Origin of the sequence: Rhodococcus sp. NPDC060176 (assembly GCF_042728675.1) — a bacterium.
In the GTDB taxonomy this organism is placed as follows: domain Bacteria; phylum Actinomycetota; class Actinomycetes; order Mycobacteriales; family Mycobacteriaceae; genus Rhodococcus_F.
In genome coordinates, this window is record NZ_JBHWYS010000003.1 from 298,251 (window position 1) to 317,699 (window position 19,449).

Here is a 19,449-nt window from a genome sequence, read left to right on the forward strand (position 1 = left end):
AAAACACCCTTGTTTGTCCACTCTCTATACATAGATGTTGTTCGTGTCGCGGATTACCGCGCAGGACGCACTCACTGATCCGAACGAGAACTGGAGAATTCGATGGCGGCGTTGGTGTACACCGAGCCAGATGGTCGGCTCGCAACTTGGAGAGACCGGAAACGCTACTTGTGGCTGCTGGCGCTGATTCCGTCATCGGCAACTTTCATCGCCGTGGGGCTTGTTACCGCCACCGGATGGAATGTCTTCTGGTGGACCGGCCCACTGATCGCGTTTGCTCTCATTCCCGTCATCGACATCCTGGCGGGTGAGGACGGGAAGAATCCGCCCGACGAGGTGATCGACGAACTCGAGAACGACCGCTTCTACCGGTGGTGCACCTACGCCTATCTGCCGCTGCAGTACACGGCCTTCTTCCTGTCCTGCTACATCTGGGCGCGTTGGGATTTGAGCGTTCTCTCCAATATCGGACTCGCAGTGACGATCGGTGTGACGGCCGGAATCGGCATCAACACAGCCCACGAACTCGGGCACAAGAAGGAGAGCGTCGAGCGCTGGTTGTCCAAAATCGTTCTCGCACAGAGTGCTTACGGTCACTTCTACCTCGAGCACAACCGTGGCCACCATGTGCGAGTGTCGACTCCGGAAGATCCGGCGACCTCGCGATTCGGTGAGACCCTCTACGGTTTCTGGCCGCGCAGCGTCGGCGGGGGATTGAAGTCGGCGTGGCATCTCGAGAAGACCCGTTTCGAGCGTTTGGGCACCACGCACTGGAGCATCAAGAACGACGTGCTCAACGCCTGGCTCATGTCGGTTGTTCTGTTCGGTGTCGCGCTTGCAGTGTTCGGGATCGGCATCGCGCCGTACCTCGTGATCCAGGCGTTCATCGGGTTTTCGCTGCTCGAAGCGATCAACTACCTCGAGCACTACGGACTCCTGCGTCAGAAAACCGCAAGCGGACGGTACGAGCGATGCACGCCGGCGCACAGCTGGAATAGTGATCGCATCTGCACCAACGTCTTCCTTTATCACTTGCAGCGGCACAGCGATCATCATGCGAATCCGACGCGGCGCTACCAAGCGCTTCGCAGTATGGAAGAGGCCCCTCAGCTCCCGAGCGGCTACGCCAGCATGATTATGCTCGCAACAGTCCCGCCCCTGTGGCGCAAGGTGATGGACCACCGCGTTCTCGAGCACTACCGAGGTGACATCACCCAGGTCAACATCGCGCCGAAGAAGCGGGCCAAGATCCTCGCAGCCTACGGGGTGAACGCATGAACGCCTACATCTGCCCGATCTGCGACTACACGTACGCCGAATCGACAGGTGCTGCGCGAGAAGGCTTTCCGCCCGGCACGCCGTGGTCGAGCATTCCGGACGACTGGTGCTGCCCCGACTGCGGCGTCCGCGAGAAGGTCGACTTCACCCTCGTCACGCAATCCTGATCGAAATACCCACCGGTGAAAGGAAAACCGATGTCCGAGACTGCCACTGCTTACAAATTGTTCCGCTGCCTCCAGTGCGGGTTCGAGTACGACGAAGCGATCGGCTGGCCCGACGACGGTATCGAGCCGGGTACTCGCTGGGACGAGATTCCCGAAGACTGGTCCTGCCCTGATTGTGGTGCTGCCAAAGTCGATTTCGAAATGGTGGAGGTGGACCGCTGATGACAGCGGTCAGCGAGCCCGACACACGCACCGTCGTGATCGTGGGCACGGGCATCGCCGGTTCCGGTGCCGCGCAGGCCCTGCGCAAGGAAGGGTTCGGCGGCAGCATCATCCTGATCGGCAGCGAACCTGAGGAGCCGTACCGCCGCCCGGCGCTGTCGAAGGAGCTACTGTCCGGGAAAGCGTCGTTCGATCGGGTTCGGTTGCGGCCGTCGACTTTCTGGAACGAGCAGGGTATCGATCTTCGGATCGGCGCAACTGTCACGAGTATCGACACAGATTCCCGCACAGTACTTTTAGCCGACGGTGACAGCATCGACTACGACGTTCTGATTCTTGCCACGGGTGGACGGTCCCGACGGTTGGCCGCGGAAGATTCCGAGCGCGTTCACTATCTTCGAGATATCGCAGACATGCGACGCTTGCAATCCCAGCTGATCGAAGGATCCTCGCTATTGGTGGTCGGCGGTGGCTTGATCGGATCGGAGGTGGCGTCAACGGCACGCGACTTGGGTTGCAGTGTACAGGTTCTCGAAGCGCAACCGCTGCCCCTGTCCAGGCTGCTTCCACCGTCGATAGCGGAGAAGATCGCCGCGCTGCACGCCTCGGCAGGCGTCGCCTTGCAGACGGGAGTCGACCTCGAGACGCTCACGACGGGTGCCGACGGCGTCACCGCACGTGCGCGTGACGGACGCGAGTGGACAGCGGACTTGGCCGTCGTCGCAATCGGATCCTTGCCCGATACCGATGTGGCTGCTGCTGCGGGTATTGCGGTGGACAACGGGATTTCGGTAGACCGATACCTCCGGACCTCCGTCGTTGATGTGTACGCGATCGGCGATGTGGCCAACGTGCCCAACGGTTTTCTCGGCGGCATACACCGTGGTGAGCACTGGAACACCGCGCAGGACCACGCAGTTGCAGTTGCCAAGACCATTGTGGGGAAGGCGGAACCTTTCGAATCCGTCCCATGGAGTTGGTCGAACCAATTCGGCCGCAACATTCAAGTAGCTGGTTGGCCAGGCGCGGACGACACCGTAATAGTTCGAGGAGACTTGGACTCCTATGACTTCACTGCGATCTGCATGCGCGACGGAACTATCGTCGGTGCTGTGAGCGTGGGCCGGCCGAAGGACATTCGTGCCGTGCGAACCCTTATCGAACGCTCCCCGGACATCAGCGCCGACGTACTTGCCGATACAAACAGGGATCTGACCGAACTTGCGGCGGGTCTTGTCGCCTCACCGGTGCTCTGAGTGCACTCGTGACTTCGGTGGCTTGCGTGTCCACCGTTTTGACACCGAGCACGGGCGATGGAAATCTTCCCGATATGTCCACCGCTCGTGCCCGTGTCCCGTACCACGAGGCAGCTCGTCAACTCCTCCGTGCGTCAGCGCTCGACGCCACACGCGAACTCTTGACCGAGAAATCGTGGAACGACATCACGATGGCGCATATCGCCGAAGCTGCTGGTATGAGCCGGCAGACGTTGTACAAGGAGTTCACGTCTCGCCAGGGATTGGCGTCCGGATACCTCATCCGTTTCGTCGACGAGTTCCTCGAAGAAGTGGAACGCGAAGTAACGCTGCATCATTCGGATCCGCGGGGCGCGGTCTCGGCTGCATTTCGTGCCTTCTTCGACGCCGGTGCCCGGGATCCGATGGTGGTCAGCATTGTCGGTCCGCGGCCGCAGCACGACCTGCTGAGCTTGGTCACCACCGACGGGACTCCGCTGCTCGAACATGCGAGCGCGAGGTTGGCCGAGATCTTCATGACCAGTTGGGCGAACGTCGACCGCATCCACGCCGAGATGTTCGGCAGCACGATAGTGCGTCTGGCGATCAGTCACGTGACGTTGTCCTTCGGTACTCCCGATCAGATCGCCGAGAACCTGGGGGAGATGTTCGGGCCGTTCCTCGATCAGGTCATCGGTTCGGGCACAGTCGAACCGAACTGAGCCGACAGGATCGATACGGTTTCCGAGCTAGGACGGAAGTTCGATCGAGACTGATCGCCGTAGTTCTTTGGTGGGAAGTTTCGCCGATATGTGTGAATCCCAGTCCCGCTTCTCGGTAGCGTGCCGGACGTGCGTCGAGGTGCCGCCTGTGGGCGGCTCTCGTTAGATTCCGTCAACGGTGGAGGGTTTCGAAGATGAAGAGCCTCAATAAGTCTCGAGTGATGTCGACAGTCGCGCTGGTTGCAACATTTGTCATGGCCGGTGCAGGTGTGGCAATTGCCGACGAATCATCGTCAGGGTCTTCCGGCAGCGGATCGCTCGGTTCCTCCGGTGCGGCAGCGGTTGATCCGTTGACCTTCGACGGTTGGGGCACGTGCCCGATCGAGGATCTCGAGGTGACGACGTGCGCCAGCGTCGTAGTTCGCGGAGGGACCATGAAATTGGGCGCACTTTCGGTGCCGATCCCGGACGGCAGTCTCAAGGTTGCGGGTGGGGTGAAATACGCGACACAGCCTGACAACAGTTTCGTCGAGACCTTCGTCGCCAAGCAGGACGGGTCCAACGGGGTCTATTCCAACCCGATTTCGGTACCCGGAGGTGCGCTCGGGATCGATACTCCGCTCGGATTGACTCAGATCAGCGCGACAGTCGAATCGGTGGGAGTCCCGGATCTGAAGGTCCTCGAGCAGGAACTCACGATGCCGGTCCGCTTGAAACTGTCGAATCCGCTGCTCGGCGACGATTGCTTCATCGGTTCGGTCTCGAATCCGATCAATCTTCACTTGACCACAACTGGAAACCCGCCATCGGAACCCATCGGTGAGTTTCCCGGCGCGGTGTTCCCGGCAGTCCCACATTCGGATGCTGCGTTCGCGGCGCCGGGAGCTAGCGGATGCGGACCGTTGGGTGCGCTCAACTGGGCGGTGAATCTCCGCGGGGGAGTGCCGGCAGTCAGCGGAAAGAACTCGCTCACCACGTCGAGCGACGTCTACGCGGTGGCCGCACGGAAAGTGCGACCGCCCGCCTGACAGACGCACAGTTGCCGGAACACAAAACGAGGACCGACCCGTGGTGGGTCGGTCCTCGTTCTGCACAATCAGGTCAGCTGACCTCGGGATCACGCACCGTGATGGTGCCGTCCCTGACCGCGTCGGCGATGCTGTCGTGCAACTTCGGGCAACCGTCTTTCAATGCCGTCGACTGACCGGAAGCAATTGCCTCTTTGAAGGTGTGGCAACGCAGCGCCGGGTCGGAAGTCCACTGAACGCTGGTGTGCTTGTACGTGTTCTTGCGAACCAGTACGCACGCGCCGCATGCCTTGCAGTCGACTTCCTGCAGACCCGAGTCGAGGTATTCGTGCTTGTCCTCGATCGTCTGGGCCGCGATCGCCTCGAGTCGTTCCGTCTGCCCGGCAAAGTCCGGTGCCTTGGCCCAACGAGCCCACCGTGCGTCGGTTCCGATCGAGGCGCTCACGACTAGACCTCTGCTTCCTTCTTTGCCGCTTCTGCTGCAGCTTCCTTCTCGGCCTTCTGGCGTGCGAGGTTTTCCTCTACCTCGGCGTGCCAGGCTTCGTTTGCCTTGGTGGTGTCCACCTCGAACTCGAAGCGCTGCGTCATCTTCTCGGTGACGTCTGCCTTGTCCACGTAGAACTGCTCGTACCAGCGTCGTAGCTGGTAAACGGGGCCGTCTTCTTCGCAGAGGAGAGGATTCTCGATCTTGGTCTTGTTCTTCCAGATCGCGACGTCCTGCAGGAAGCCCTCGCTGATGCCCTCGGTGAACTTGCCGGCCAACTTGTCGGCCATCTCGTCGGAGACACCCGTCGGCTTCTTGACCGTCACACCCCACTGCAGCACGAACGAGTCCGGGCTGATCGGGTAGTGGCAGTTGATGAGAACACTCTCGACCTCGTATCCGCTGTAGCTGTTCCACAGGGGATTGACCATGTACGACGGCCCGTAATACGCAGCTTCGGAGCGAAGCAGCGTGTCGCCGCCGTACTGGGAGGCCATTCCGATGTCGGGACGGCCGGTGGTGTTGAGGTACTGAGTGGCGATCTCACCTTCGAAGACGTTCTTGAAGTACGTCGGGAAGGCGTAGTGGATGTAGTAGAAGTGCGCCATGTCGACCACGTTGTCGATGATCTCGCGGCAGTTGGACCCCTCGATGACCATGGAGTTCCAGGTCCAGTCGGTCCATTCGTCGCTGTAGGCGCCCTCGATACGAGGAATCACGATCTCTTCGGGCGGCGGATTGCCCTCGGGGTCGTTCCAGACGAAGAGCTGAGCGTTCTGCTCGAGGGTCGTCCACGCACGGGTACGTGCGAGCGGGGGCACACGGCGGGCATAAGGAATGCCGGTGCACTTGCCGTTGCCGCCCCAGCGCCAGTCGTGGAAGGGGCAGGCGATGGAATCGCCCTTGACCTCGCCTTGTGTGAGGTCACCACCCATGTGACGGCAGTATCCGTCGAGAACTTTGATGTCGCCCTTGCTGTCGGCGAACACCACGAGCTTCGTACCGAAAGCCTCGATCGCGTGCGGTTTGCCGTCCTTGAAGGTCTTCAGTAGACCCAGGCAGTGCCAACCGCGGGCGAAACGAGTTTGCACCGTTCCGACGTCGATCTCGCGAATCTGCGCCATTGTGACCTCACATCCCTTCTAGCTGTTAGTAGAACACGTTATAGAACTCGATCCGGTTCCGCCAGATTTTGGGGGCACTTGTTACAGCATTGCGGCCACAAACGGGACCTTTGTCAGCGTCTCGACAGAAAAGAGAACGTGTTCTAGTCTCAAGTGTAAGTGAACCAACCGATCGAGGAAGACGGGAGCGTCGAAGTGGGTAACCATGACAGCCACGAGGTGATGCAGAGGCTCGACGCACTACTGCCGGCACTGCGCGAGCGCGCACAGGAGACCGAGGATCTGCGTCGTATCCCCGACGAGTCCATCAAGGCTCTTCAGGAAACAGGCTTCTTCCGCTTGCTGCAGCCGAAGCAGTGGGGCGGATACGAAGCCGATCCGGTGCTGTTCTACTCCGCGGTCAAGAAGATCGCCAGCGCGTGTGGTTCCACAGGGTGGGTCTCCTCGATCATCGGGGTACACAACTGGCACCTCGCCCTCTTCTCTCAGCAGGCGCAGGAAGACGTGTGGGGCAACGACACTGACGTTCGCATCTCGTCCTCTTACGCCCCGATGGGTATGGGTGAAGTAGTCGAGGGCGGATACAAGGTCAACGGTGCGTGGGCGTGGTCCTCGGGTTGTGACCATGCCAGCTGGGCCGTTCTCGGTGGTCCGGTGTTCAAAGACGGCCGCGCAGTCGATTTCGTGAGCTACCTGATTCCTCGCGAGGACTACCAGATCGATGACGTGTGGAATGTGGTCGGTCTGCGTGGAACCGGCTCCAATACCGTTGTGGTCAAGGATGTTTTTGTTCCCAAGCATCGCGTTCTGAGCTTCCGGGCGATGAGCGAACTGACCGCCCCGGGCCTCGAGAACAACACCGCGCCGGTCTACAAGATGCCGTGGGGAACCATTCACCCCACGACGATCTCGGCACCGATCGTCGGAATGGCTTACGGAGCTTACGAAGCGCACGTTGAGCACCAGGGCAAGCGTGTGCGCGCTGCGTTCGCCGGCGAGAAGTCGAAGGACGATCCGTTTGCCAAGGTACGCATCGCCGAGGCATCCAGCGACATCGACGCCGCGTGGCGTCAGCTATCCGGCAACGTCGCCGACGAGTACGCGTTGATCCTTGCGGGCGAAGAGGTTCCGATGGAACTGCGTCTGCGCGCTCGACGTGACCAGGTGCGCGCCACGGGCCGCGCGATCGCCTCGATCGACAAGCTCTTCGAGAACTCCGGCGCCACGGCGCTGCAGAACGGCACTCCTATCCAGCGTTTCTGGCGCGATGCTCACGCTGGTCGCGTCCACGCCGCCAACGATCCCGAACGCGCCTACGTCATGTTCGGAACCGGCGAATTCGGTCTGCCGATCACCGACACGATGGTCTAGAGGAGGCTCAGTGACAACCACCGAAGAAGCCCTCACCTACGAGTCCACTTCACGGTTCGCGCAAGTGCGCCCCGATCTGAAACTGCACTTCCACGAGGCGGGCGTCGGAAACGACAAGACCATCGTGCTGCTGCACGGCGGTGGCCCAGGCGCGTCGTCGTGGTCTAACTTCGCCCGCAACATTCCGGTGTTGGCGAAGAGCTTTCACGTCATCGCGGTCGATCAGCCGGGCTACGGGCAGTCCGACAAGCCGACGGAGCATCCGCAGTACTTCGTGCACAGTGCGTCGGCGCTCAATGATCTTCTGGACACGCTCGAGATCACCGGTCGCGTTGATCTGCTGGGCAATTCGCTCGGGGGTGGCGCTGCCGTTCGCTTTGCGCTCGACTACCCGGATCGCGCCGGTCGCCTCGTTCTGATGGGCCCCGGCGGTCTGAGTGTCAACCTGTTTGCGCCGGACCCCACCGAGGGCGTCAAGAACCTCGGGAAGTTCAGCTACCAGCCCACACGTGAGAACCTCGAAGCGTTCCTGCGGATCATGGTCTTCGATCAGAAGCTGATCACGCCGGAACTCGTCGACGAACGCTTTGCTGCGGCCAGCACTCCCGAGTCGTTGGCTGCGGCCAAGGCGATGGGTAAGTCCTTCTCCAGCGGTGACTTCGAGCTCGGCATGCTTTGGCGCGAGGCGTACAAGCTTCGGCAGCGTGTGTTGCTGATCTGGGGCCGTGAGGACCGGGTCAACCCTCTCGACGGCGCACTGGTCGCGCTCAAGATGATCCCGCGCGCGCAGCTCCACGTCTTCGGCGGTTGCGGTCACTGGGCGCAGCTCGAGAAGTTCGACGAATTCAACCGGCTCGCAACCGACTTCCTGCTCGACGGAGGTAAATGATGGGTATTCGATCTCTGGCGTACATGCGCATCGGGGCCACCGACATGGCTGCGTGGCGCGAATACGGACTCAAGATCCTCGGAATGATCGAGGGCAAGGGCGTCGACGCGGAATCGCTGTATCTGCGTATGGACGACTTCCCGGCGCGTCTTGTCATCGTTCCGAACGACACGGACCGTCTGCTCGTCTCGGGTTGGGAAACCGCGAATGCCGCTGAGCTGCAGGATATCCGTGACAGGTTGTCGGCAGCCGGTGTTCCGTTCAAGGAAGGCACGGCGGAGCAACTCAAGGACCGTCGCGTCGTCGAGATGATCGCGTTCGAGGACACCTCGGGTAACTCCCTCGAGGTGTTCCACGGAGCTGCTCTCGAACACCGCCGGATCGTGAGCCCGTACGGGCACAGGTTCGTGACGGGGGAGCAGGGGCTCGGCCACGTTGTGCTCACCACCGACGACGACGATGCTTCGCTCCGGTTCTACCGCGACGTACTCGGATTCAAGCTTCGCGACTCGATGCGTCTGCCTCCGCAGATGGTCGGGCGGCCCGCGGACGGCGACCCGGCGTGGTTGAGGTTCCTCGGCTGCAACCCGCGTCACCACAGCTTGGCGTTCCTGCCGTTGCCCAACCCGACGGGCATCGTGCACCTGATGCTCGAGGTGGAGAACTCGGACGACGTCGGACTGTGCCTCGACCGGGCATTGCGCAAGAAGGTCAAGATGTCGGCGACTCTCGGTCGCCACGTCAACGACGAGATGCTCTCGTTCTACATGAAGACTCCGGGCGGGTTCGACATCGAATTCGGTTGTGAGGGGCTAGAGGTCGAGGACGAAAACTGGATCGCGAGGGAAAGCACGGCCGTGAGCCTGTGGGGTCATGACTTCACGGTGGGAATGAAGCCGTGAGTTCGCCCGACGCGTCGGTGAGCGCGGAGCAGGCGATCGATCCACGCCAGTTCCGCACGGTTCTCGGGCAGTTCTGTACGGGTATCACCATCATCACGACAGTCGACGACGGTGAACCAGTCGGGTTCGCGTGTCAGTCTTTCGCCGCCCTGTCACTCGACCCGCCTTTGGTGTTGTTCTGCCCCACCAAGGGTTCTCGGTCGTGGGCGGCAATCGAGCGGACCGGGAAGTTCGCCGTCAACGTGTTGGCGGAGGAACAGCAGGCGGTGTGTGCTCGTTTCGGGTCGCGTGAGCCGGACAAGTTCGCCGGCATCGATTGGACGCCATCACCTCTGGGGTCACCGATCATCGACAAGTCGCTGGCCCACATCGACTGCACAGTCGAAACCGTCCACGACGGCGGCGATCACTACGTCGTCTTCGGTCGGGTGTCGTCGATGAGTGAGATCAAGACCGAACGCCCGCTGCTCTTCTACCGCGGGCAGTACACGGGCATCGAGCCGGACAAGACTGTTCCGGCTACCTGGCGTGACGATCTGGAAGCTTTCCTGACGACCACGACAGAAGATACCTGGCTGTAGGGGGCAAGCCCCCCGTGAGTGGTTAAGGAGTCCAGGGGCTCCTTGACCACTCACGGGGCCGGAGGTCCTACAGCGAAAAACAGGTATGACAGAAGTCGTCACCGAACGGCGTCAACAGGATGCTACGACGCACAATTCTGTTGGATCGTCCTGCACGTTTGACCGCCTCGATCACCGACGGCTGCACCTCGACCACCTGGTACCGGTCGGCCTCGACGGGCTCTCGTGAGAACGCCACCAAACCGAGCCGATGCAGGTTGTTCAGGTAGGCGCTGATGCGGTCCAGATGTCGACATCCCGCCAGTTCTCCGATCATCGACAGACCCTCGTCGATCATCTCCGAGCCGACTCCGAACGGCCGCGCCGTGCGCACGTCGACGCTCGGTTGTGCGCCGGAGGTGGCCAGCAACCGAAGAATTCGAGCTTCGTCTGGTGCGATCTCGTCGAGGATCCGGTCGTAAGCCGGGTGCAGATCGTCGCGATCGGTCACGTCCGCGGAACGATCCAGCAACCTGTCACCACGTGCCCGCAGCGCCGCGAGTGTGGCCTCGACGCTCTGTTTGCGATTGGTACGAGTAGCCATTGCCGCCCGCAGGTTCTCCGTCCGCGAGCCGTCTCCGTTGGTGTTCTCGGCCCGACGTTCGGATTGCACGTTGGCGGATTCTGCAGCCTCTGCCGCGGCTTCGGCGGCGGCCTGAACGATCTGCCGCGTCGCCTCCTTCGCCGTTCCGAAAGCCCACCCTGTCAGCTTGATCGACGTGAGCGTCGTCGTGGCGGTAAGCCCGACAAGGCTACGGATCAGACGCTTTTCGACGGATTCGACCGGCGCGATGTCCGCAGCCCAGTCGTACGATTCCGCTTCGACGATCATGCGATGGTCGTGCTCACTCATGCTCATACTCCGAATATTGCGAGGTGTAGGAAACCGGCAAACGAGCCCAGCACGGCCCCGTGTACGAACAACAGCCACTCGTCCTGTTTGACGGCTGAGCGTAGTAGTTCGCTGAAATCTTCCGGTGAAAGGATGCTCATGCGTTCGGTGACGAAGACGCGAATCTTCTCCGACTGGTTCTCGGCGAACTCCGCGTCCTCGAAGACCCTTGGGTACAGGTCGAGCACTTCGGTGGTGGCCAGTCCGGGCAGACGCTTGTAGCTCTGCGAACCGACGGTCATCTTGACCACCGACTTTGCCCAGCCGGCTGCGTCGTCGACGGATTCGCGCAGTACCTGATCGAGCATCCGCCGCGTTCGGTCCGAGCGTGGACCTTCGAGGAGTTCGGTGCCGATGTTCTCGAGCGTCACGACGTGATCGGCGAGGGTTTTTGCGTACCCGGCGATGATCTCGGTGCGGCGTTTCAGGAAGAGTCCCTGCCTCCACGGCACCCAACGGCTGGGGGTGATCGGTTCGAAGATCATCGTGATGCCGAGGTAGTTCACGATGTATCCGATGATCACACCGCCGATGGGAAGCACCCACCACTGCGGAACCAGGTGGAGGATCCCGACGAGTACGAAGCCCATCGGGAAGCCGAAGTAGAAGCCGAAGTTCTGCATGAACCGGAGTTCTTTGTTGCCCATCGTGCGGAAGATGTCGTTGAGCAGTTTGGGATGCGAGGAGAGGTAGCGGATCACCATCAGCTTCGCGTCGATGAACTCGTCGATGTCCTCTTCGATGCGGTCGGTGATCATCCGCACGCTGGCCGGCAGATCGTCCTCCACTTTGCGGAAGACGGCTTCCTTCACCGATGTCGGAAGGTTGTGCCAGAGCTGAGGATTCTCGGCCGTCATGATTCTGGTGACCACGCCGCGCACTTCACTGCGCGAGATGTTCACCAAGTGCTCGGCGATGCTGTCCGGGTCCAGAACGCGGTAGAAGTCGGCGATGCTGCCGACTTTCGCGAGGGATTTGTCGACGGCGATCGACGCCATCTTCTCCGCCCTCGAGGGGACGATGCCTTGCCAGCCGAATCGGCCGTCGCTCGTGATCGCCGGGATCACCTGGACGCGCCGGGGGAGGAACGGGAAGAGCAGTTTGAGGCCGGGCACTTTGATCCCGTGGAAGTTGATCGGCGCAAAAAGCATCAGGACGCCCGACCAATTGGTGATGTACCCGATGATTCCCGTGAACAAAGGAATGGTGATCAACTGTTCGAGCAAGTGGTCCGGCACCGTCGCACATCCTCCTCATATCCGAGAACCTCACGTTCGGACATGATTGCCGAAACTTCGCTCTTCGTGGGTGTTTCGTTGGCTACTGCTGCGCCTTCCCAGTTGCGTCAGCATAGAGGCCCGACAATTCGGGCTGGAGGTGGGTAGGAAGTTGATGTAACCTCGCGTACATGGTCAGTATTGCGCACAACACGACGACGCCGGTTCTCTTCCGGCGCATCGTTTAGCAACTGCTGACCGAACCCTTTCAGCCCCGGGAGTTATCGCCCCGGGGCTTTCCTGTTTCGTCGCTCCGTGTGCGTCTCCCCTTGAACGATTTGGAGACCTCTCATGAGCGCTGACCACCGCGAACTCGGGCGCGACCTGGAGTTTTTCGCCACCACCCCCATAGTCGGGGCCGGCCTCCCACTCTGGTTACCGGACGGCGCGATCATCAGGAACGAACTCGAAAAGTTCGCCGCCGAACAAGCAGCGCGATCCGGATGCCGGGGTGTCTATACCCCCGTTATGGCGAAGAAAGAGTTGTACGAGAGATCTGGGCATTGGTCCAAGTTCTCGGACGACATGTTCCCTGAAATGAAGATAGGCGGAGAGTCATTTCTCCTTCGTCCGGCTAACTGTCCTCATCACGCTCAGGTATTCGCCGCTCGCGGTCGTAGTTATCGCGAGTTACCTTTCCGCGTTCGTGAACTCGGCTCGATGTTCCGTAGCGAACTCTCCGGAGTTCTCAGTGGACTGAACCGCGTCAGACAGATCAATCTCGACGACGCACATGTCTTCTGTAGTCGCGAACAAGTGCAAGCGGAAGTGATCGTCGCGCTCGACGCGATCGAGCGCTGCTACTCGACTCTGGGGATTGCCGAACGGAAGTACCGCCTCTCGATCAGAGGGGGAGAGGGGCAGTACCTCGGCACCGACGAGCAGTGGGCGGACGCCGAGGATCACCTTCGCGGGGCGCTGAATGCACGCTCGATCGAGTACGTGGAAGCGAAGGGGGAGGCGGCGTTCTACGGTCCCAAGATCGACGTCCAAGTGCGAGACGCGCACGGCCGCGAGGAAACACTCTCGACCGTGCAACTCGACTTCAATCAACCGGAACGGTTCGACCTCGAGTACACCGCGGAAGACGGATCCAAGGCTCGCCCCGTCATGATCCATCGGGGCTTGCTTGGGTCGATGGAACGCATGACTGCGCTCTTGATCGAAAGGTTCGAAGGGCGGATGCCGCCATGGCTGGCACCCAACCAAGTCTCGATCCTGCCTGTCGGCGACCGGCACCAGGTTGAGGCCGAGTGTTTGCGGGCTGATCTCGCGGCCCGCGATGTTCGAGTGGCGATCGCAGCCGACGGATCGTTGGGACGTCGCATACGCGAGGCACGCACTCACCGTGACCCGTACATCGCGGTGATCGGGGACAACGAGGTGCACGGCGGCACCGTCGACGTTCTGGTCCCCGCGCGTGGTGGGCGGGTGGTCGTCGATGCGAGTGTGTTTGTCGCTCAGGTGGTCTCGGGCATCAAAGAGCGTGCCCTGCTTCCGGCAGACTTCTAGCCGACGGGAAGCTCGTGGAGGGCGCGCACCAGTGGCGCGAGTTCGGGTGTCTTGCATGCCTCGTCGAGCGCCGCCTCGAGGGTGGCGTCGTGCGTCGGCCGTGCGCTTTCGAGAAGCTCGCGGCCGGCCGGCGTCAGCTCGGTGTAGATGCCTCGACGGTCGTCGGCGCACAGGATGCGCGTCAATAGTCCTCGATCTTCGAGTCGATTGACCAAGCGCGTCGTGGCGCTGCTGCTCAGTGCGGCAGCGCGAGCCAACTGAGCCATCCGCATGTGCCAGCCGTCCTGGCGGCTCAAAGCGTCGAGGACGGTGTATTCGACGACGGACAGTTTGTGCTCACGCTGGAGCGCGCGTTCCAGTTCGGTGTCGAGGGCGCCGTGCAGTGCTGCGAGCGTGCGCCACCCTTGCGAACGGATTTCGACGGCGTCGTCGGCGATCCCCATGTGATTCTCCTTGTCCGTTTCCTGCGGCTCCAGGTTACCAGCTTGCGCATGTAGCGCGCGCGTGCAACTATTTATAGCGCGCCTGCAACTAATGCACACGCCCGCTAACGGCTTACGCGTAAATCTGTGAAAGGAACATCGAGATGCCATTGGGTCTCATTGCCCTCGCCATGGGCGGGTTCGGGATCGGCCTCACCGAATTTGTCATCATGGGCCTCCTGCCCGAGGTCTCGGCTGATTTCGAGGTCACCGAGTCCGTCGCGGGCTACCTGATCTCGGGCTACGCACTGTCGGTGGCGATCGGCGCGATCCTCCTGACCGCTGCCGTCACCCGCTTCGAGCGCAAGAAGGTCCTTCTCTCGCTCATGGTGCTGTTCATCATCGGCAACCTGATGTCCGCGCTCGCGCCCTCCTACGAGGTCATGATGGGCGGACGCATCGTCGCGGCGCTGTGCCACGGTGCGTTCTTCGGAATCGGCTCGGTGGTTGCCGCCGACATGGTCGCGCCCAACAAGCGCGCCGGCGCCATCGCGATGATGTTCGCGGGCCTGACCATCGCCAACGTTCTCGGCGTTCCGTTCGGCACGCTGCTGGGCCAGCAACTCGGATGGCGCTCGACGTTCTGGGCCATCACCGTCATCGGCGTCATCGCCCTGATCGGAATTGCAGCACTCGTCCCGACGACACCCGCAAGCACGACCGGCGGCGGATTGCGCGGAGAGTTGGGGGCGTTCCGCAACAAGCAGGTATGGCTCTCGATCGCCATCACTATCCTCGGCTACGGCGGAATGTTCGGAGCCTTCACCTATATCGCCTTCACCCTCACCGAGGTAACGGGATTCGCGACGTCCAGCGTTCCGTGGCTGCTCATCCTCTTCGGCTCGGGCCTGTTCGTCGGTAACTTCCTCGGCGCCAAGGCTGCCGACCGCTCGCTGACGAAGGCATTGGTCTGGATTCTCGCGATCCTGACCGTCGTTCTGATCGTGTTCGCCGCCACCGCCGAGAGCAAGGTCATGACCGTGATTTCGCTGTTCTTCATGGGCGCCTTCGGTTTTGCGACGGTACCCGGGTTGCAGATGCGGATCATGAACTACGCGTCGGCAGCACCGACCATGGCGTCGGGTGCAAATATTGCCGCCTTCAACGTCGGCAACGCGCTCGGTGCATGGCTGGGCGGAATCACCATCGCCGCGGGACTCGGGTTCACCTCCCCGATCTGGATGGGGGCGGCGGTCACCGTCGCCGGTCTGCTGGTCCTGATCGTCGCGGCGAAGATCGACCGCCCGGCAGCGTCAGAGCAGTCGACGTCGAGCACCTCGCTGCACCCGACCGCCGCCTGAACCTGTCCACTGCGCTCTGACCCCATCGCGTGAACGTATCGCTCCCCTTGTCCAACAAGGGGAGCGATACGTTCACGCGGGTCAGGTGAGGCGGAATTCGGCGGTCACCCCGGAGAAAGGCGTGATCGCGCCGCTACCCCGAGCCTTCGACGCACCGAAGTGTTGGACTCGATACGTACCCGCCGGAGTATCGGCCGGAACATCCCACGTGATGCGCACGACGGAACCGTTGCTCCCGACCCGGCGCCAGTGCAGTTTGGTGGACCAGTCGTTGTCGTCGGCGACCCGTGTCCAGGATCCGCCGGTATTTCGCTGGATCTCGTAGAAGGTCCCGTTTCGGTGAGTGTCGTTCTTGGGGTGGCCGGTGACGAACTCGACGGCAACCTGCCCACCCGGTGAGGTGTCGCCGGGCTGGACGGTTGCATCGCCGAATTGTGTTCCCGGCAAAGGCTCGTCGAAGTCGACGCCAGGTCCGAAGCTGGGTTGGAACCCGGACAGGTCGGCGGGCGCGGGGCCGCGAGGAGGTTCGGTGCCGTCGCGCATCGCGGCTGCGAGAGCGGAGTACCCCTGCTGATAGGCCGGCAGCGTGTAACGGCCGAACATCGTCGAACCGCCCTCGTATTGCTGCGAATCGTATTCCTGCGGTGTGGTGCAGTAGCTCGAGTACGAGTTCGCGTATCCCTGGAAGATGACGTTCTCGAGGGGGACCCCAAGCTCCTCGGCGACGGTTCGACGCACTCGTAATCCGGAGACGATGGTGAATTCCGCAGGGCCACCGACGATGTAGAACTGGCCGATCCGCAGGATCTGGATCTTCAGTACGTTCGGCACCCATCCGCCCGGTGGCAGCAGGCCGACCGGAACGACTACGAGTTTGGGCGCCTGTGCATCCTGAAGCCATTGAGGCACAGGAGCATCCATACCGCCCAGGGCGTCGATCATGGGGTTTCGGGTGCCCTCGGGGAAGATCGGGATTGCCGGTCCGTCCTCGACGCTTCCGGCGCTCATTGCCGCACCGATCGCGGCCGGAGCGGTGCGGTGCTCGCGTCCGTCGGGGGTGAATCTTCCGCTCACCACTTGATTTGCCATGTCCAGGTACATGATCCGACTGTCGACGCCACCGGTGACGGTTTCGGACACCGCGTCGAAGGCAGTTTGGGCTGCCGCTACCTGGCGGAGTCCGATGATGCGTGCGTTCTCGAATTCGTCTTCGGTCGGTCCGCGTCCGGGCTCGAGGAAGAGGTTGGGTGACATGTCGCCGCTGTTGGTCTGCGGAAAAGCAGCAATGAAGCTGGTGTCGCCGTCGAGGTAGCGCACGCCCTGGTCGTCGTGCTCCCAGAAGTACGCCGCGGCGCCCTTGTTGTCCCCGGAGATGAGATGGTTCTCGTTCGTGAGCGAGGCGCAGTGGGTGGCGAACCAGTTGATCGCTCCGATGTCCTTGCTGCCCCGGCTGATCCGCATGACACGCATGTGGTGATCGTTGCCGCCGGGGTAGTAGGCCTTGTCCTCTTCAGGATTGAGGTCGAACGCCACTCGCGATCGGTTGACGCTGGCGTCGGTGAGATCGGACCGCCCGAAACGGACGGAGCCCGGCGCCAGGTTCTCGTGGGCAGCGCTGATCGCCTCGACCATGCCGTTGACCTCGGCTTCGAACACCTGCAGTTCGAAGCCGAGAACTGCGAGGTTGTACGCGTAGTTGTGCGAGGCCCCACCACATGCCGCGTGTGAATGGATGGCCGTCAACATGACGTTGCGTTCGGTGTAGATGTCGCCGAATTTCCCAGCCAGCCGGCGTAGGACCTCGTCGTGAACGGACTGGAAGATCATGCAGTTGTCGACGCAGACATAGACGACCCGCGACGCGCCGGACTCGAAGATGAAGGCGCGTGCGCGCATTCGCTGGTGCAGGCCTTCGGCGCGTTGATCGAAGCTCGAGTAGCCCATCATGCCGACTTCGGCGACGGGTCCGGTCACATCGGAAATTCCGACGCCCACCTGCAGTGACGCCGACGACTTGTCGGTGCGTGCGGGTGAAACGGAGCGTGCCGGCGAAGCTGCGACGGCCTGGTTCGTCGACAGAGCGGCGAGCGCAGGTGCGGCGGCAGCGCCTGCCAGTACGGTGCGTCGGGTGATCTGCACGAGTGTCCTTTCGGGCGGTCTGACGCGAGTTGGTCAACCGTCCAGGAGTGTAGCCCGAGTCACACGTGACCGAAAGGGGTGCCGTCGGCTGACACTCAGATCGTTGTCGCCTCCCCGAACGTCATCGCCAGGTTTTTGATGGTCGTGGTCATCAGGGCCCGGCGGGGGAGTCCCAGTTTCCGAAGCTCCGCCGCCATCGGGTGACTACCCAGCTGAACCTCTGCTCCACCAGGGCGCGATTTGACGCCGGTCGGCGCCATGTCCCACGACGTGCACCTGGTGGCGCCGTCGAGATGCGAGTACGCGGCCAACGACATGTTGGCTCCACCGCCCGGCACGCTGACGCCGGACTTCACACTCAACTGCGTGATGAGTTTGCCGTCGCGCGAGACGGATCCGCGCTTGACCGAGCCGACGTGCTCGGTGTCGAACTCGGCGAGCACCTTCGGGAATCCCCAGATCTCCCGGCCGGCGGCCTTGGTGAACTCGCCGTCCACCGGCAATTCGTGGATGAGCGCCCCTGCAGTCCCGGCAGCGAGCGAACGAAGATCTCCCAGCACCGAAGTGTCCGGGGGCGCAGTGTGGCTGCGCACCATATACGTCACTCCGAATTCGTTGTACGGACCCAGGTCCCCGTCGATGTAGTCGACAAAAACCAGCCCGCAGAGCGCCCGGCCGGGGCGGTACTGGAGCACGGTCAAGCCGGTGTAGTCGATGATCGACTGCGCGGTTGCGCTGGGTACCGAGTACAGCGCCATGAAGGCCGATGCGGTGCGAACTTCGACGGGCATCTCGACCTTCTTGCCCAGAATCGTGTAGCTCATGGCGCGACCACCCCGCGGAGTCCGTCGGAGCCGTAGACGGGTTCGAGCATCGAGCGGAAATCCGGTCCGCGGCGCAGCATTTGGCCTCCGTCGACGTTGATGATCTGCCCGGTGATCCAGGTGGACTGCGGTCCCAGGAGAAAGGAAGCGAGTCCGGCGACGTCTTCGACCTCGCCGACGCGTTCGAGCGGAGTGTTTGCCAGGTAGTCGTCCAGGATGGGGCCACCGTCGGTGATGAGCGCGACCAGATCCGTTCGGGTCAGCCCTGGCCGGATAGCATTGACACGAATGTTGCTGGCGCCCAGTTCGTCTGCCGCCAACTGCACCAGGTGGTCCACGCCGGATTTCGAGACGCCGTACGCGCCGAACCAGCGATGTGTGTTGCTGCTGGCGATCGACGAGATCGCGACGATGGATCCGCCGCCTCCGGCCACCAGCGCCCGAGCACCGTGCTTGATCGTCAGCATGGTCCCCGTGACGTTGAGGTCGACGGTGCGCCGCCACGCGTCGACGTCGAGTTGCGTGACCGGGGCGATGGTTTCGTTCCCACCGGCGCAGGCCACGACTCCGTCGAGCTTTCCGGTGACGGACACCGCCGCGGCGACAGTGGCGACGACGTCTGCCTCGACAGTGACGTCGGCAGGGGAGACGCTGACCGATCCCGCCGGATTCGACTGCCGGATCGATTCGGCGGCAGCATCAAGTTTGTCCTTGTTGCGTCCGCAGATCGTGACGTGAGCGCCGGACGCAACCAGCGAACGCGCGATGCCCAGACCGATGCCACTACCGCCGCCGGTCACCAGTATCGATCTGCCGGTGAAAGTGGGTATGCCCGCTGAGGCGGTGTCGTCGTCCATGCGTGTCTCCTGGTCGTTGCTCCGGCGGGCTCGCGTGCTGCTTCTGGAGGTTTTCCGGTTCGGCTTCGGTGAAAACGCCCCACGCTATATAGGAACAGGTTCTACTTATTGAGGCAAGGGTTG

Annotated in this window: 20 protein-coding genes; 12 read left to right on the forward strand and 8 right to left on the reverse strand. The window is 62.1% G+C overall.

Annotation, left to right across the window (positions count from 1 at the left end; genetic code table 11):
• Positions 1-102: 102 nt before the first annotated feature.
• From ACFWEM_RS16320 to ACFWEM_RS16345, 6 genes are all read left to right on the forward strand, one after another.
• Positions 103-1,278, forward strand: coding sequence for an alkane 1-monooxygenase (locus tag ACFWEM_RS16320; protein ID WP_003945652.1), 1,176 nt, complete (start codon positions 103-105; stop codon positions 1,276-1,278).
• Positions 1,275-1,445 carry a rubredoxin gene (locus ACFWEM_RS16325; RefSeq protein ID WP_279163066.1) on the forward strand — a complete coding sequence of 57 codons (171 nt, stop codon included), beginning with the start codon at positions 1,275-1,277 and terminating at the stop codon, positions 1,443-1,445. The genes ACFWEM_RS16320 and ACFWEM_RS16325 overlap by 4 nt, the downstream gene beginning before the upstream one ends.
• A 30-nt stretch (positions 1,446-1,475) precedes the next feature.
• A complete protein-coding gene (locus tag ACFWEM_RS16330; RefSeq protein ID WP_007734094.1) occupies positions 1,476-1,667 on the forward strand; it encodes a rubredoxin in 192 nt (63 codons plus the stop codon).
• A complete protein-coding gene (locus tag ACFWEM_RS16335) occupies positions 1,667-2,923 on the forward strand; it encodes an NAD(P)/FAD-dependent oxidoreductase (RefSeq protein WP_378535066.1) in 1,257 nt (418 codons plus the stop codon). The genes ACFWEM_RS16330 and ACFWEM_RS16335 overlap by 1 nt, the downstream gene beginning before the upstream one ends.
• Positions 2,924-2,997: 74 nt before the next feature.
• The gene (locus ACFWEM_RS16340) at positions 2,998-3,624 is read left to right on the forward strand and encodes a TetR/AcrR family transcriptional regulator (protein WP_007734097.1); all 627 of its coding nucleotides are present in this window, start codon (positions 2,998-3,000) and stop codon (positions 3,622-3,624) included.
• Positions 3,625-3,818: 194 nt separating this feature from the next.
• Complete coding sequence (locus ACFWEM_RS16345; protein WP_378535068.1) at positions 3,819-4,652, forward strand: hypothetical protein; 834 nt, start codon at positions 3,819-3,821, stop codon at positions 4,650-4,652.
• Positions 4,653-4,725: 73 nt separating this feature from the next.
• Here ACFWEM_RS16345 and ACFWEM_RS16350 read toward each other — a convergent pair whose 3' ends face one another.
• Both ACFWEM_RS16350 and ACFWEM_RS16355 read right to left on the reverse strand, forming a co-directional pair.
• Positions 4,726-5,097, reverse strand: coding sequence for a hypothetical protein (locus ACFWEM_RS16350; RefSeq protein WP_007734099.1), 372 nt, complete (start codon positions 5,095-5,097; stop codon positions 4,726-4,728).
• Positions 5,098-5,099: 2 nt separating this feature from the next.
• The gene (locus ACFWEM_RS16355) at positions 5,100-6,260 is read right to left on the reverse strand and encodes a Rieske 2Fe-2S domain-containing protein (protein ID WP_378448259.1); all 1,161 of its coding nucleotides are present in this window, start codon (positions 6,258-6,260) and stop codon (positions 5,100-5,102) included.
• Between the two features lie 195 nt (positions 6,261-6,455).
• Between ACFWEM_RS16355 and hsaA the strand changes: the two genes are divergently transcribed.
• Genes hsaA through hsaB form a run of 4 tightly spaced genes read left to right on the forward strand, consistent with a single transcriptional unit; the run spans position 6,456 to position 10,003 of the window.
• Positions 6,456-7,631: a 3-hydroxy-9,10-secoandrosta-1,3,5(10)-triene-9,17-dione monooxygenase oxygenase subunit gene (gene hsaA, locus ACFWEM_RS16360; RefSeq protein ID WP_039973406.1), complete on the forward strand. Its 1,176-nt coding sequence runs from the start codon at positions 6,456-6,458 to the stop codon at positions 7,629-7,631.
• Positions 7,632-7,641: 10 nt separating this feature from the next.
• On the forward strand, positions 7,642-8,520 hold the full coding sequence (gene hsaD / locus ACFWEM_RS16365) for a 4,5:9,10-diseco-3-hydroxy-5,9,17-trioxoandrosta-1(10),2-diene-4-oate hydrolase (protein WP_003945808.1): 879 nt from the start codon (positions 7,642-7,644) through the stop codon (positions 8,518-8,520).
• The gene (hsaC, locus tag ACFWEM_RS16370; RefSeq protein ID WP_003945585.1) at positions 8,520-9,422 is read left to right on the forward strand and encodes an iron-dependent extradiol dioxygenase HsaC; all 903 of its coding nucleotides are present in this window, start codon (positions 8,520-8,522) and stop codon (positions 9,420-9,422) included. Before hsaD ends, hsaC begins: the two co-directional genes overlap by 1 nt.
• Positions 9,419-10,003, forward strand: a complete 585-nt coding sequence (gene hsaB, locus ACFWEM_RS16375; RefSeq protein WP_003945677.1) for a 3-hydroxy-9,10-secoandrosta-1,3,5(10)-triene-9,17-dione monooxygenase reductase subunit — start codon at positions 9,419-9,421, stop codon at positions 10,001-10,003. The genes hsaC and hsaB overlap by 4 nt, the downstream gene beginning before the upstream one ends.
• A 67-nt stretch (positions 10,004-10,070) precedes the next feature.
• Here the strand turns inward: hsaB and ACFWEM_RS16380 are convergent, their stop codons facing one another.
• Positions 10,071-10,895: an Abi-alpha family protein gene (locus ACFWEM_RS16380; protein WP_378535071.1), complete on the reverse strand. Its 825-nt coding sequence runs from the start codon at positions 10,893-10,895 to the stop codon at positions 10,071-10,073.
• 2 nt (positions 10,896-10,897) lie between these two features.
• Positions 10,898-12,172 carry a DUF445 domain-containing protein gene (locus ACFWEM_RS16385; protein ID WP_007734105.1) on the reverse strand — a complete coding sequence of 425 codons (1,275 nt, stop codon included), beginning with the start codon at positions 12,170-12,172 and terminating at the stop codon, positions 10,898-10,900.
• Positions 12,173-12,502: 330 nt separating this feature from the next.
• Between ACFWEM_RS16385 and thrS the strand changes: the two genes are divergently transcribed.
• Positions 12,503-13,723 carry a threonine--tRNA ligase gene (thrS, locus tag ACFWEM_RS16390; RefSeq protein WP_378535073.1) on the forward strand — a complete coding sequence of 407 codons (1,221 nt, stop codon included), beginning with the start codon at positions 12,503-12,505 and terminating at the stop codon, positions 13,721-13,723.
• Here thrS and ACFWEM_RS16395 read toward each other — a convergent pair.
• Complete coding sequence (locus ACFWEM_RS16395) at positions 13,720-14,166, reverse strand: MarR family winged helix-turn-helix transcriptional regulator (RefSeq protein ID WP_003945852.1); 447 nt, start codon at positions 14,164-14,166, stop codon at positions 13,720-13,722. The two genes, thrS and ACFWEM_RS16395, sit on opposite strands and share 4 nt — an antisense overlap.
• Before the next feature lie 143 nt (positions 14,167-14,309).
• Here ACFWEM_RS16395 and ACFWEM_RS16400 point away from each other — a divergent pair, with 143 nt between their 5' ends.
• Positions 14,310-15,506 (forward strand): MFS transporter, encoded by a 1,197-nt coding sequence (locus ACFWEM_RS16400; protein WP_020968434.1) that lies wholly within the window; start codon positions 14,310-14,312, stop codon positions 15,504-15,506.
• 81 nt (positions 15,507-15,587) lie between these two features.
• Here ACFWEM_RS16400 and ACFWEM_RS16405 read toward each other — a convergent pair whose 3' ends face one another.
• From ACFWEM_RS16405 to ACFWEM_RS16415, 3 genes are all read right to left on the reverse strand, one after another.
• On the reverse strand, positions 15,588-17,645 hold the full coding sequence (locus ACFWEM_RS16405; protein ID WP_378535075.1) for a neutral/alkaline ceramidase: 2,058 nt from the start codon (positions 17,643-17,645) through the stop codon (positions 15,588-15,590).
• Between the two features lie 95 nt (positions 17,646-17,740).
• Positions 17,741-18,469 carry an acetoacetate decarboxylase family protein gene (locus tag ACFWEM_RS16410; RefSeq protein ID WP_378535077.1) on the reverse strand — a complete coding sequence of 243 codons (729 nt, stop codon included), beginning with the start codon at positions 18,467-18,469 and terminating at the stop codon, positions 17,741-17,743.
• Positions 18,466-19,326 (reverse strand): SDR family oxidoreductase, encoded by an 861-nt coding sequence (locus ACFWEM_RS16415; protein WP_378535079.1) that lies wholly within the window; start codon positions 19,324-19,326, stop codon positions 18,466-18,468. Before ACFWEM_RS16415 ends, ACFWEM_RS16410 begins: the two co-directional genes overlap by 4 nt.
• Positions 19,327-19,449: the final 123 nt, after the last annotated feature.